Source organism: Roseiflexus sp. RS-1 (assembly GCF_000016665.1).
GTDB lineage: Bacteria > Chloroflexota > Chloroflexia > Chloroflexales > Roseiflexaceae > Roseiflexus.
Map to the genome: position 1 here is coordinate 5,540,824 of NC_009523.1, position 12,947 is coordinate 5,553,770.

A 12,947-nucleotide genomic window follows, 5' to 3' on the forward strand; every position below is an offset into this window, starting at 1 on the left:
TGAGAACTGAGAACCAGGAACCGAGAACTGAGAACCGAGAACCGGGAACTGAGAACCGAGAACTGAGAACCGGGTTCAATTTTCAACCGTCCCACCTTCAACCTTCGCACTTTGCCTCGGTGGTAAACATCTATGCCAGGGCTATACCTTCTCGGGTAGCCTGTCTGATAAAGAGGTTGCCTTCAGCCAGCATACGATCAATCTCCTCACGGGTATAAGGAAACACATCCACACCCACTGGCAATCCTACCGGCAGATAACGTGGGATGCGTTCCAGAAACGGCTGGGTGGACGATGACAGAATCACCAGCAGGTCGGCATCGCTACCAGGAGCCGCTTCGCCGCGCGCCAGAGAACCAAACAAGAGCACCTGTTCAATCTCCGGATGGCTCGCCCTCATCTGACGCGCGACGGCTTTGAGTTTCTCCATCACGCGCTGCGAGTCCAGCCAGTATATTTTCACAGAACTGGAGGATCGCCCCGGCATCTTGAATACTCCTCTCCGCTTCAGGAAGGGTATAGTAATCCATTGGCGTACCCTTCGTTCCGATGTATGCGTGACTTCTGTACTTTCTCAAACGCTCTTTTGTGGAACACGAGCGTACCCGATCAAATGCCTGATGACGCAGACGCAGGAATCCATTCGAGGCGACGTTCTCGTTGCGTCCACCAGGAATACAGTTGCCCCACTGAACATCCCCAGGCATTTCGACGCGCGGCTTCCTCTAAAAGCGTCTCGTATACCGACCACCATTTGTCATCATTAAGATAGTTCGGATGCCAGTTAAGTGTCAGGCAACCTCCCACCTTAGCAACCCGATCCAACAATTGCACACAGTGATGAATTGCCAGTTCAAGGTTATACTCAAGCGCATTTGTTGTAAAGAGAGCACCATCCATAATGTGCATAGGAATCTCAAGAACGGGTAGAGAAGACTGTGATTCGTGATCCCAACACCAATATGGGAAAGAAGTTCCAGCACGGAATCCGATATTTCGGTTGAATCCTTGAGTAGAGTCACACAATAACCCCGCTTCGGCCTGTAAACGCGGTGTACGGAGAATATCATAATGTAACCAATGCTGCCTTATGCTAATAACTCTTTCTCCGATTACTCTTTCGATCTGAGACCGTTCATCGCCAAGAATTCCTGGTTCAGTAGCAGAATAATAACTTCCATGCAGTCCTACATCCCATCCGGCCCGCTGAATAACCTGCATCATATCTCGCACTCTCATCGAGCGACCAGCGAAACGAACGTGGTCATCAAAATGGTACGCTGCGTCCCAAACAGATGGTTTGGCAACATGCGAAGGAAAGAAGAAAAAAGTAGATCGAAAGCCATAGCGATCCTCAAGTTTCAACCAATCCTCGTAATGCCACAACGGATCTATTCTTGTTTTCGATAAAGGGATCGTTAGGGCACGTAGCGATCCTATCATCCGTCTAACCTTTTCCATCTTCTTTCCAGAAGATCGAACTACACGATACCAAACCCTGAAAAGCTCAGGCACCGTGTGGTATTGTGACACCAGATCAACATCGTGTGTCAGACAAAGTGCAAAAGAGCGTCTCTCTGGCCAGAGAGGCATCCATGGCCACTCAGGATGTTCTTGCATGAGACGATGGCGCAGTTCAGCCAGGGATTCATCAATCCAGGGATAGTAGAGTTTACCTTCGCGCTGGGACTCAGAAAAAGTCCATTCCCAATTGCCCCACCGATCAAGGATATACAATTGTTTTTCCGGCAATCGTGATAACTCTCTAAAAACAACTTGCTCGTGTCGATCGTCGATCTCTACGCCACGTATACCCAAAACCGAGTCGACAAAGAGTTGAACGTATTCGGAGATCTTGGTTGCTTTTACCATTTTTTTGAAGTACTTCGATGTATCAGTAAGCGCTTAGCAAAAGATATCAAAAAACGAGGAGTTCTAGACACCAGAGTCCTGATAAACCAACCTTCTTCAGTGTAAACACTTCCTTTACTCGTGATTTCGAATAAGCGAGAAATCACGAAAGGAACCCCCCTTAAGAATGCGCGCTCCAGGAATATCATCCTTTCGACGGGTCTTGGTTGATAATCAATATCAAAGAGTAAGTACACAAAACTAGGATTATTCCGAAATGTGAACTCACAAGAAGCCCAAAACTTAGCATTCAACTCCATGAAAACAAAATCTTCCCTCCTTGGACAATACTTATACTCGCATAATCCCCATCCCGAGTAACCCAAACCAGATATCAACTCTTCTGAATACTCAAGCAACCTTTTATTATTATAGTTCTCTATAATCACTGCAGATCCACCGCAATCCGGATAACTTTCGACCTCATGGTGTACATGATACGTTAGTATCTTCCCACGATCCGCCAAAAAAGACACGCCGTATGTACCTCTGCTCTCTATTAACTCCTGAAACATTAGACTTTTTAGGTCTGATCTGGGAACATCACTTTTTCTTCGAGCTATACCCCTTATTCCACCACCTATTTCGTAGTACTGCTTATAAAAAAACGGAACCATTGAAACTTCTTCCAATTCGTGCCAAGTTACAGGAGAAGGTATACCGATCTGCTCTACCTGCTTTAACATCCAAAACTTATCATATACACGAATTGCACTTTGAGTAAGCGCTACCTGACCGAGATATACATCTTGTCTCTCAAGCAAGTACTTTGTCGAAGCAGCACCCGTCGGTATCAAGCATCCATCAGTATCAAATAGATCAACTTCACGCAGCGGAAAGACCGATTTATACCTCCTATCAACAAGACTCATACCTTCCATGACCAAGCCATGCAGATCTGCCTTTTTGTAGCGAGCCAGCCAGGAAGCAATAGTGTACGATTGATCTAAATATGGTTCAAAAATGTAGTATCTCATAATCGCTTAGAGCGTGATCAAAAACTAACATCTCGGATAGAGCCGATTCAGGAGCATTGCAATAGAACCGAGATAAAGAAAGGCTTCGCTTGATTCTGGGTTGCGGTTGTTGCGGCGAATAATTATTCGCCGCAACAACCGATTGCGTCCCGCCCACGCAATCGAGCGTTCCACCACCCATCGCTTCGGAATGACCGCACATCCCTTTTGTCCGGGCGGTTTTTCAATACTATTCAGGCGTATCGTCGTGTTCTGTTGCATCCATTCATCTAACCCTTGTTTATACCCCTCATCTACGCGAATCTCGCGCATCCGGGGAAATGATTGATGATGCGCGGCGAGAAGCCACTCGGCGCCTTCAGTATCCGAAATATCGGCGGGATGTGCCAACACGCGCACCAAGAACCCATTGGTGTCAACCCAGAATTGCCGTTTGCGCCCATTGACCTTTTTTTCCCCCATCGTAGCTGCGCTCTCCGCCTGCTTCGGACGGATTGGGAGTCCAGGACGCTGATGGACGGCTCCGGGTCGCGATTCAGCGCTTGTCACGCCGGTTTGCGCAGCGCATCATTGATTTTGATGAAGGTTCCATCACGATTCCATTTGTCGAAATAGTACCGAACGGAGCTCATTGGCGGAAAATCTTTTGGAAGCATGCGCCATTGACAGCCCGTGCGATGGTTGTCCAGCAGGGCGTTGACGATCGCGCGGCGATCGATGTCGGTCGGACGCCCGCCGTTGGGCGACGGCGCGGCGACAAGTGGCGCGATGGCGGCCCAGTGCGCATCGGTCAGATCGGTCGCATAATTGGTTGGATAGGATCGACGTGCACGTCGTGGCATACCAGATTGCTCCTCATCAGAACGACATGGTCACCATCATGATACCACAAATCCGGTTTTCTGATCGCCCTCTTAGTAAAGTTCGATAATACACACAATCCTTTCAGTTTCTTCCCAGGGTTGAAAATTATAGAGCCGAGGAACCAAAAGTTGTGCGAAAGAACTCAGAGGATTGGGAACATTATTTACTACCCCGCTATACAAGCAGTCCATCTTTCCACCGAACTTCCGAAAATATACATTCTTATACAAAATTCCCGAAGAGCTAACGATATCCAAAACTTCACGTCTCTTAAGGAATCTAATGTTATAAAGAGAGTCGTAAGATGAAAGGCTCCTAAAGTGAGCCACAAGTCCTTGATTTTCCCCATTATGGACAAACGAAACGACATACCTCCGTGTTATCCGAACTTGCTCCCGAATAAGAGAATACAGATCTCTATCATCGCTGTAACAAATCCAAAATCCGTTCGAAAACGTTACATCGAAAGAACGATCCATAAATGGAAGACAAAAGGCGTTTGCGCTAAACAACGGTAGATTAGAGTTAAAAAAACGATCATTTACCAACTTTAGAGCTTCTAGCTCAAAGTCACAAGCTAATATATTAAACCCTCTTTGTGCAAGATACAAACTATCTCTACAACTACCCGATGCTATTTCCAAAAATGTTAGACTCTTCGAAAAGAAAGTCTCTATCCAATAACCACAACGAGGTCTGGCTCTCAAATAGCCATCAATATGACGTCGCCAGGCTTCAGTCCAGAACTTTTTTGATCGTAGCTCGTTCATGTGATCGACCGCCTATCGACTGACGCATCCATCCGTAAACTTAATCGACAGAATAAAGCCCTAAGATAGATAAAGGCACCTTTCTACCAAGAATCGACAGTAATATTTTCTTTAGATAATTCCTGACACTTTGGCTCGTCCTATTCTGATAAATAGCATCCCTCGGAACCTGATGCAATCTATAGCCGCACGATGGACAAACCATAAAAGGAGGCCACGAACGGATGGGAAATTTAGACAAAAAACCCTCGAAGTGCAACTCAGATCTTTCACCTATTTTCTTAGTCCCAATCAACCTTGAATTGGGGAAAAGTTTTACCATGTTATCATCTCGAAATGACCTCATATGGTAACAAGGATGGGAAGTCGCACCACAGTAAGGACACTTGACAAACCTCCGCTTCTCATCGAAAGGTACCTCGATAAGTATATACCTTTTGGATACTCTTTCAAACTCAGAAAGTGCTTTTTCATATGAACCATAAGGAAGATGTTCTATAACCTCGCATGAAACAACAAGATCGAAATTTTTGTCTGGAAACGGAAGAGCAGATGCTTCGCCCTTACGCATATCGATACCATGTCTTTTAGCATACTCTATCTTCGAGTCTGTTATCTCGATACCAACTCCCTTTATACCACGCTTTCGCCAAGCAGTCTCAAGAAGATGTCCAAAACCAGCGCCTACATCCAAAACAGATTCTACATCCTGTGGAATCATATCAATAATTTGATCAATTCGCTCTAACTGACCAGTAGAGAGAAAAAAGTCCACGTATTCTTCTACTGACATGTCTCCAAAATTTGCGTAGTAATCATTGTGATACATCACTTTACCTCCAAGTTAACGAGATTAAGCCAAAACAGAACGAGATACATAACTAACATAACGAACGAACTCGCAAGAACCGTAATCTCGATGCTCATATTCATTTCACTACAAACCACTATTGCCACTACCAAAAACGCACAGCGGAGAATGTCCCAGATTAACTGCCAATGTTGTTTCCGATGAACCACCAGATGAGAAAGAGTCGGTATTGCAATATGTCCAAGGAGAAGTGGCGCTAATGCGGCAAGAACATAACCTGCTCTATACCAATCTTCCCCGAACACAAAGCCCACGTAAAAGGGGCCTAGTAAAGCAATTAGGGCAACCAGCACAGCTATGGCTAACAAGTGCCGGATAGTTCTCATATACAGCTTTCTAAGACCTGATCGATCATATTTTATTAGATTGGCAGCTTCTGCCCAAAAACTTTGTGAAATAGCAGAAGTAATGACATCAACTGGAGTTAGAACAACACGATACATAAAAGCATACCAACCGACTTCTGTTGCACTATAGTATACCGAGAGTAAAAAAGGAACAATCGTAAGACTAGCGGTATTAACGATGGCAACAAAAGTGGAAGCAACCGAATCTCGCCAAAAGCTTCTCAAACTAGACCTTAAGCGCGCAAAAGATAGTCTTCTAAGAAGGTTCTTTAATCTGGCATGGTAAGTGAGAATACTTAGACCTACCAAACTAGACAAAAGAGTACTACCGATCAAGGCAGTAACCCCCATTTTCGCAAAACCCCCAAAGAGCAAAGAAATCGTCCCTGTAATGCTTTGATATACTCTAACCTTGCTAGTGTGTTCAAAGTTTGCCTCTCGCACGTACCATGCCTGCAACAATTGCTGAAAACCGCTGGTCAACAAAAGAACAGGCAGAAACCAAAGAAAAGGGTTTATGTTCTGAAAATAGGGTGTACATCTACCATCACAGAACCAAACAAAAACAAATAGCGATGAACTAACCAAAGAAAGGGTCAACAGACCAACGAACAAAAGAATAAACGCCTGACAGCGAGATCTTGTATTTGGGATAGACCAATCTAATTTCAATGAAGAGAAAGAGAGAAAGAAAGAAAGTATTGAGTTTATTACCGCTAGTACCCCAAAATCTGCGGGGCTGTACATTCTGGTTATTATTGGCGCAAAAGCGAATGATATTACCTGAGCGAGAACATTTGCCTTTACTGCTAGAACGGTATTTCTCCGAAAACGCAAATTTTCACCAAAAACTGATGAGTACAGGGAAGAAGAAATTTTCTTAACCGCTTTCATCGAAAGAACCCTAATAACCGGTAAGTCTCAAAAGAAAAACAGTTTATAAGAAAAGAGATCTGAAAATTTGCCTGTGTGCCGCATAACAATTTGATAAACCAAAGCCTACACTTCCAGTAGAACCAAATGATGGTTCAAAACACCCCACTCTGGCAAGAAGAATATTAAACGCAGTCCTTCATATCATAGCATCTACTCTACCGAACAAAGATTGCGGAATTGAATCAACCTGTATGCAACATGATCAACCCCTGCTCCACCAACCAGGCGCCGACAGGTCGCCCTGGCGCTTCCCCGCCGTTCGGTCGCCGCGCTACGTCTCGCCCCGCAATCGGCGCAGTTCCGCCTCAAGGTCACGCATGCGCGCTTCGAGCTCTGCTCGCGCCGCTGCTTCTCGCCGCGCTTGTTCCTCCGCCTCGGCACGGGCGCGCGCTTCGACCTCCGTGTGCGCCGCCGTTTCCCGTTGCGCACGCTCCTCAGCCGCTGCTGCCTGCCGCACTGCCGTCGCATAGTCACCGAACGCCGCGCCGCGCTCGTCGTAGCACACCACGTGATCCCCTGCCACCCCCAGCCACAGATTGGCGATGGCCAGATGCACCCGCCCCGCCGCGTCCGGCGCGCGCCGCCGATAGACCCCTCCCGCCAGCCGGTAGTCCAGCAACCGCACCCGCCGCGCCCCGCCCCGCCCGATGCGGTCGACAATCACATATTGCGCCACCCCCGCCCGCGCGTCGTGCGCCACCTTCCGCTTCAGGTCGTTCACCCGCGTCTCCGGCGACGTGATCTCGATAATCAGCGCCGGGCGCGCCCCCTCGACCGCCACGTCGAACGTGCTCCAGTCCTGGCGTTCGGCGATGCCGGGGATGACCATCACATCCGGCCCGTGCGGGCGCAGGTCGGGGACGTCCCACGCGATGCGCACGTCGCTGAGCACAATCGCTGCGCCGGACGCCTCCAGCCGTGCGCGCAGCACGGCGGTGAGGTACATCCGGTCGGTTTCGTGACGGTCGCTGTGCACGATGAAATCTCCCACGTCCGGGTGCAGCACGTCGTCGAGGGTCAGCGGAACCTGTTCGAGATGCTGGGGGTCGTCGGGCGTCGGGCGCAACACGTAGCGCCACCCGTAGCGGAAGGGGTCGTCTGCGGGCGCGATAGGCGGTGATGGCTTGGCGGTAGTTTGCGTCACAACGGCGCCTCCCTGACGCATTGGTTGATCGCGCGGATCATCGCCATTAGATGCACCAGTGTCATGTCATTGTAGCACAACTCAGGCATGCGCCGCGCCAGGCGATGACTGCGCACGGTCGCGGAACGGCGCGGCGACGGTCAGGCTTCCCGTACCCCCGCCGCCACTGCCTCGACCACTGCCGCCAGCATGGCGTCGGTCAGTTCCGGGTAGATCGGCAACGCCAGCGTTTCGGCGGCGGCGCATTCGCTCGCTGGCAGATCGCCGGGACGCTGCCCCAGGTAAGCAAAGCATTCTTGCAGGTGTAATGGCACAGGGTAGTAGATCTCATGACCAATCTGGCGGGCTTTGAGCGCCGCCATCACTCGATCCCGCTGCGCCATGCGGATGACGAACTGGTTGTAGATATGCCTGCGGTCTGGCGCTTCAACCGGCAGCACGACCCTGCCCGGCGGCAGCGTGCAGTCGCCTTTGTTGCGCGCGTGACACCCGGCAGTCAGACAGGAAGGCGGGTCGATGGTCAACCCTGCTTCGGCGAACAGGCGTCGGTAGGTCGCCGCATTCCGCTGCCGACCTGCCGTCCAGTCATCCAGATACTTCAACTTGACCCGCAGCACGGCAGCCTGCAGGGCATCGAGGCGAAAGTTGCCGCCGATCAGTTTGTGGTAGTACTTGGGATGCGCGCCATGCCCGCGCAACAAACGGATCCGCTCCGCGAGCGCAGCATCGTTGGTGGTGACCATGCCGCCGTCGCCGAAACCGCCCAGGTTCTTGGAGGGGAAGAAACTGAAGCATCCCATATGCCCGATTGAGCCTGCACGTCGTCCTTTGTACTCCGAGCCGATGGCCTGCGCTGCATCTTCGATCACAACCAGACCGTGGCGCTGTGCGATGTCCATAATTGGATCCATGTCAGCCATCTGACCGTACAGATGCACCGGCATGATCACACGGGTGCGCGGCGTGATCCGCGCCTCGATGGCAGTCGGGTCGATGTTGAACGTCAGCGGGTCGATATCGACGAATACCGGCACAGCGCCAAGCCGGGCAATCGAACCGGCGGTGGCGAAGAAGGTGTAGGGGGTGGTGATCACCTCGTCGCCTGGACGAATGTCAATCGCCATGAGCGCTACCAGCAGCGCATCGGTGCCTGACGATACGCCAATGCCATAGGCGCACCCGGAGTACGCGGCAACCTCGCGCTCCAGCGCTTCGACTTCGGGACCCAGAATAAACTGCTGCGCATCGGCGACACGATCGATGGCGGCGCGAATCTCGTCGCGGATGGCGGTGTACTGCGCTTTGAGATCCAGTAGAGGCACGGAAGGTTGAAGGTGGGAAGGTTGAAGGTGGGAAGGTTGAAGGTGGGAAGGTTGAAGGTGGGAAGGTGACGCCTCCGATGCAGGCGGTACTTGAGATTCATTGGTTGTCACTGTGACCTCCTGGTAGTGCACGGACGCGAAATTTGAAGCGTATGACACTGCATATTCAGCGTAGCAGGCTGTGTCTTCTCGGATTTCGTTGATCCTGGCATTCGACAGATACCGGATCAAACCGTGGGTCAATCGGCTGACACTTTCTGCCAGAGCAAGAGTCTGCTCGAAGACCTCACCTGACACATACTGGCGATCGTATGCCAGATACAGTTGTGAACGAACTTCGCCGCACGAGGCTTTTGCTCTTCCCAGGTGTTCGATGTAAAGTCTCGAGGTGCGGCTTTCGAAGCCCTCGGCGATGTTTGACATGATAGACACCGCTGCGCGGCGTATCTGGTCACGCAGCGCGAAATCGCGCGCAAACGCACCGACATCGGACATATCGTAGATAACGTTGGTAAGCTCCCGTGCACGCTGCCACGCCTCAAGGTCTTCAAAACGTTCAATCGTCGCCATATTCATCCCCTGCGTTCCAACGTTCAACGTTCAACGTTCCAACCTTCAACGTTCAACGTTCCAACCTTCAACGTTCCAACCTTCAACGTTCCAACCTTCAACGTTCAACGTTCAACGTTCCAACCTTCAACGTTCCAACGTTCAACGTTCCAACCTTCAACGTTCCAACCTTCAACGTTCCAACCTTCAACGTTCAACGTTCAACGTTCCAACCTTCAACGTTCAACCTTCAACTCCTCCTCCTCCCCCCAATCCTCACACCGCACCACCTCCGGCGCAACCAGACGATACCGCCATCCGCTCCCCGGACAAACCATGAGTCCGTCAGCGTCAGGATCAGGCAGGCGAAATCCGTGACGACTCATCCATCCGCGGCGGCGTGCCGGAACACCCAGCATCAGCGCATAGTCCGGCACATCGCCACGCACCACGGCGCCGGCGCCAATGAAGGCGTAGCGTCCAATCGTCGCGCCGCAGACAATCGTTGCATTGGCGCCGATCGTGGCGCCGCGCCGCACCAGGGTGCGCAGAAACTCGGCACGGCGATTGATTTCAGCGCGTGGATTGACCACATTCGTGAAAACACACGACGGCCCGCAGAAGACGAAATCTTCCAGTTCGACGCCGGTGTAGAGCGAGACGTTGTTCTGAATCTTGCAGCCATTGCCGATAATTACATCGCTGGCAACCAGGACGTTCTGCCCCAGCACACAGTTCGCGCCAATCCGCGCCCCCGCCATCACGTGGCAGAAGTGCCAGATTTTCGTGCCCGCGCCAATCTCACACGGCTCGTCGATGATTGCGGTCGGGTGAACAAAGAACGAGCGATCGCCCGCCATCTCAACTCCTTTTCAGTGCTCTATAACGTTCAACGTTCCCGCGTTTCAACGTTCAACGTTCCCACGTTCAACGTTCAACGTTCCCGCGTTTCAACGTTCAACGCTCCCACGGTTCAACGTTCAACCTTCCTACGGTTCAACGTTCCCACATTTCAACGTTCAACCTTCAACCTTCAACCTTCCAACGCTCAACGTTCCCACATTTCAACGTTCAACCTGCAACCTTCAACCTTCCAACGTTCAACGTTCCCACGTTTCAACCTTCAACCTTCAACCTTCCCACCCCCTCCAGCGCTGCCACGCACCGCTCAGCCGCGTGACCATCGCCATAGAGCGGCGGACGCGGCATCGACGGGTATGGTTGCCGCGCTGCAGCAACGATCTGTTCAGGATCGGCGCCGACCAGGGTATTCCATCCATGCGTCACTGTTTCGACCCACTCCGTCTCATCACGCAACGTGACACACGGGACTCCCAGCCAGTACGCTTCTTTCTGTACACCGCCCGAATCGGTCAGGATGACGCGCGCGCTGCGCATAAGCGCAACCATACTCAGGTAGCCAACCGGTTCGATCAGACGCACATGATCCGGGGGCGTCCATCCAATCGTGGCAATGGCGCGGCGTGCACGTGGATGCACAGGGAAGATGACCATCATCTCAAGCGATGAGAGACCGGTCAAAATACCGCGCAGACGCGCCGGATCGTCAGTATTCTCGGCGCGATGAACGGTCGCCAGGGCATAGGCGCCGGATTCCACGCCCGGTATGTCCGGCAGAGCGGCATCCGCCCGTTCAACCGCAAGGCGCAGCACATCCGCCATCACATCGCCGACCAGCGCAACCCTGTGGGTGATCCCTTCGCGCGCCAGGTTATCGACCGCCGTCTGGCTCGGGCAGAGAAGGAGATCGGAGACATGATCGGTCAAAACCCGGTTGATCTCTTCCGGCATAGCGCGGTTGAAACTGCGCAGACCGGCTTCAACGTGGGCGACTGGAATGTGTAACTTTGCCGCAGCCAGCGCGCCGGCAAGTGTTGAGTTGGTGTCGCCGTAGACCAGCGTCCAGTCGGGACGTTCCGCCAGCAACACCTCTTCGATCCCCGCCAGCATTGCGCCGGTTTGCGCTCCGTGGCTCGCCGAACCGACCGCCAGATTCACATCCGGTTCAGGGATATCCAGTTCTTGAAAGAATACTGCCGACATGCTGGCGTCGTAGTGCTGCCCGGTGTGCACCAGCACTTCACGATGACGTTGCCGCAAGACGCGACTGATGGCGGCAGCCTTGATAAATTGCGGGCGTGCGCCGACGATGGTGACGATGGTGAGTGGTTTGCTCATACTCCTACGACTCCACTTCGACGAGCAGCGGCACCGGTTCACCGTTCGTCACCAGGGAGCGCTGCGCTGCCTGCAATACCCGCAACACGCGCAACCCACTTTCACCATCGGTCAGTGGCGGTTCGCGGGTCATGATCGCGCGCAAAAACGCTTCACACTCCAGGCGCAACGGCTCGGTGGGATCGAAGGGGACGCGCTCACCGGCGCCACGCACCGGCACCGGCTCCCCTTCGCGCACTTCGACACGCTGATCGTACAGCACCAGTTCCTTTGCCACATCGTCAAAACTCGCCATCTTCTGCGAGCCGATGACGACCAGACGTTGCTCTTTGAACGGGTGCAGCCAGGAGACATGGATATGCGCACGCACACCGTTGTCGAACAGCAGATTCGTCACGGTCACATCGGCGATGTTGGGCTGAATGTAGTTGCCTCCGGCTGCGGAAACCTGAACCGGCATCGCGCCGAGCAATCGGAGAATGACAGCGATGTCGTGCGGCGCGAAACTCCAGAGGATGTTCTCTTCACGCCGCACTTTTCCGAGACTCAGTCGATTGGAGTAGATGTAGTGGATGACGCCAAGATCGCCGTTGCGCACCATCTCGATCAACCGTACCACCGCCGGATGATATTCGAGCACATGCCCGACCATGAGGATGCGGCGCTGTTCGCGTGCAATCTGCACCAACCGCGCGCCCTGGGCATATGTCAGCGCCAGCGGTTTCTCAACAAACACATCGCGCCCGGTCTCCAGGGCATGGCGCGCAATCTCGTAGTGGGTCGCCGCTGGCGTCGCAATCACGACGGCGCCGGTGGTGACTTCATCAAGACTGGCAACTACCGGAACGTTCGGTGCGATCTGCATTGCCGCCGCGCGTCCGGCTTCGGTCGAATCACACACCATCGCCAGTGCGCCAAGATGGTAGAAGTTGCGCACCAGGTTCTTGCCCCAGTAGCCGCAACCGATGACGGCAACGGCGGGCATGGAAGGGATGTAGGTTGTGCCCATGATGCTCCTTAACCTTGCACTTCGCTTTATAGCGAAATGCAAAATGAT

Annotated in this window: 12 protein-coding genes and 2 pseudogenes; 1 reads left to right on the forward strand and 13 read right to left on the reverse strand. The window is 52.4% G+C overall.

The annotated features are described in order from the left end of the window. Positions 1-130: 130 nt before the first annotated feature. The 10 genes and pseudogenes from ROSERS_RS22750 to ROSERS_RS27485 all read right to left on the reverse strand — a co-directional run. A complete protein-coding gene (locus ROSERS_RS22750; protein WP_011959090.1) occupies positions 131-487 on the reverse strand; it encodes a nucleotidyltransferase domain-containing protein in 357 nt (118 codons plus the stop codon). Positions 488-609: 122 nt separating this feature from the next. Then, positions 610-1,872, reverse strand: a complete 1,263-nt coding sequence (locus tag ROSERS_RS25455) for a polysaccharide deacetylase family protein (RefSeq protein ID WP_011959091.1) — start codon at positions 1,870-1,872, stop codon at positions 610-612. Next, positions 1,866-2,888, reverse strand: coding sequence for a hypothetical protein (locus tag ROSERS_RS26315; RefSeq protein ID WP_011959092.1), 1,023 nt, complete (start codon positions 2,886-2,888; stop codon positions 1,866-1,868). Before ROSERS_RS26315 ends, ROSERS_RS25455 begins: the two co-directional genes overlap by 7 nt. A 24-nt stretch (positions 2,889-2,912) precedes the next feature. Continuing rightward, a pseudogene (locus ROSERS_RS27475) lies at positions 2,913-3,730 on the reverse strand (IS5 family transposase). A gap of 72 nt (positions 3,731-3,802) precedes the next feature. Further along, the gene (locus ROSERS_RS27480; RefSeq protein ID WP_011959093.1) at positions 3,803-4,522 is read right to left on the reverse strand and encodes a class I SAM-dependent methyltransferase; all 720 of its coding nucleotides are present in this window, start codon (positions 4,520-4,522) and stop codon (positions 3,803-3,805) included. A gap of 40 nt (positions 4,523-4,562) precedes the next feature. After that, positions 4,563-5,351, reverse strand: a complete 789-nt coding sequence (locus tag ROSERS_RS25470) for a class I SAM-dependent methyltransferase (RefSeq protein ID WP_011959094.1) — start codon at positions 5,349-5,351, stop codon at positions 4,563-4,565. Next, positions 5,351-6,634: an oligosaccharide flippase family protein gene (locus ROSERS_RS25475; protein ID WP_011959095.1), complete on the reverse strand. Its 1,284-nt coding sequence runs from the start codon at positions 6,632-6,634 to the stop codon at positions 5,351-5,353. Before ROSERS_RS25475 ends, ROSERS_RS25470 begins: the two co-directional genes overlap by 1 nt. Before the next feature lie 313 nt (positions 6,635-6,947). Continuing rightward, on the reverse strand, positions 6,948-7,820 hold the full coding sequence (locus ROSERS_RS22765) for a Uma2 family endonuclease (RefSeq protein WP_011959096.1): 873 nt from the start codon (positions 7,818-7,820) through the stop codon (positions 6,948-6,950). Positions 7,821-7,960: 140 nt separating this feature from the next. Beyond that, positions 7,961-9,253 (reverse strand): DegT/DnrJ/EryC1/StrS aminotransferase family protein, encoded by a 1,293-nt coding sequence (locus ROSERS_RS22770; RefSeq protein WP_198136411.1) that lies wholly within the window; start codon positions 9,251-9,253, stop codon positions 7,961-7,963. A 117-nt stretch (positions 9,254-9,370) separates the two neighbouring features. After that, positions 9,371-9,718: pseudogene (locus ROSERS_RS27485) on the reverse strand (four helix bundle protein); the annotation flags it as partial. On the opposite strand from ROSERS_RS27485, the gene ROSERS_RS27490 reads away from it, so the two are divergent. Then, positions 9,651-10,031 carry a pentapeptide repeat-containing protein gene (locus tag ROSERS_RS27490; RefSeq protein ID WP_198136338.1) on the forward strand — a complete coding sequence of 127 codons (381 nt, stop codon included), beginning with the start codon at positions 9,651-9,653 and terminating at the stop codon, positions 10,029-10,031. The pseudogene ROSERS_RS27485 and the gene ROSERS_RS27490 sit on opposite strands and share 68 nt — an antisense overlap. Here ROSERS_RS27490 and ROSERS_RS22775 read toward each other — a convergent pair. The 3 genes from ROSERS_RS22775 to ROSERS_RS22785 all read right to left on the reverse strand — a co-directional run bounded on the left by ROSERS_RS22775 (position 9,928) and on the right by ROSERS_RS22785 (position 12,899). Continuing rightward, entirely contained in the window at positions 9,928-10,551 is a 624-nt protein-coding gene (locus ROSERS_RS22775; RefSeq protein WP_011959098.1) for an acyltransferase, read from the reverse strand. The two genes, ROSERS_RS27490 and ROSERS_RS22775, sit on opposite strands and share 104 nt — an antisense overlap. Positions 10,552-10,807: 256 nt before the next feature. Then, positions 10,808-11,890, reverse strand: coding sequence for a non-hydrolyzing UDP-N-acetylglucosamine 2-epimerase (gene wecB / locus ROSERS_RS22780; RefSeq protein ID WP_011959099.1), 1,083 nt, complete (start codon positions 11,888-11,890; stop codon positions 10,808-10,810). A gap of 4 nt (positions 11,891-11,894) precedes the next feature. Beyond that, positions 11,895-12,899, reverse strand: a complete 1,005-nt coding sequence (locus ROSERS_RS22785; protein ID WP_011959100.1) for a Gfo/Idh/MocA family protein — start codon at positions 12,897-12,899, stop codon at positions 11,895-11,897. Between the last annotated feature and the right edge of the window lie 48 nt (positions 12,900-12,947).

Excerpts from the sequence above, each read along its gene's own strand:
- ROSERS_RS22750 (WP_011959090.1), bottom strand. The coding sequence starts at position 487 with ATGCCGGGGCGATCCTCCAGTTCTGTGAAAATATACTGGCTGGACTCG.
- ROSERS_RS25455 (WP_011959091.1), bottom strand. The coding sequence starts at position 1,872 with ATGGTAAAAGCAACCAAGATCTCCGAATACGTTCAACTCTTTGTCGAC.
- ROSERS_RS26315 (WP_011959092.1), bottom strand. The coding sequence starts at position 2,888 with ATGAGATACTACATTTTTGAACCATATTTAGATCAATCGTACACTATT.
- ROSERS_RS27480 (WP_011959093.1), bottom strand. The coding sequence starts at position 4,522 with ATGAACGAGCTACGATCAAAAAAGTTCTGGACTGAAGCCTGGCGACGT.
- ROSERS_RS25470 (WP_011959094.1), bottom strand. The coding sequence starts at position 5,351 with ATGTATCACAATGATTACTACGCAAATTTTGGAGACATGTCAGTAGAA.
- ROSERS_RS25475 (WP_011959095.1), bottom strand. The coding sequence starts at position 6,634 with ATGAAAGCGGTTAAGAAAATTTCTTCTTCCCTGTACTCATCAGTTTTT.
- ROSERS_RS22775 (WP_011959098.1), bottom strand. The coding sequence starts at position 10,551 with ATGGCGGGCGATCGCTCGTTCTTTGTTCACCCGACCGCAATCATCGAC.
- wecB (WP_011959099.1), bottom strand. The coding sequence starts at position 11,890 with ATGAGCAAACCACTCACCATCGTCACCATCGTCGGCGCACGCCCGCAA.
- ROSERS_RS22785 (WP_011959100.1), bottom strand. The coding sequence starts at position 12,899 with ATGGGCACAACCTACATCCCTTCCATGCCCGCCGTTGCCGTCATCGGT.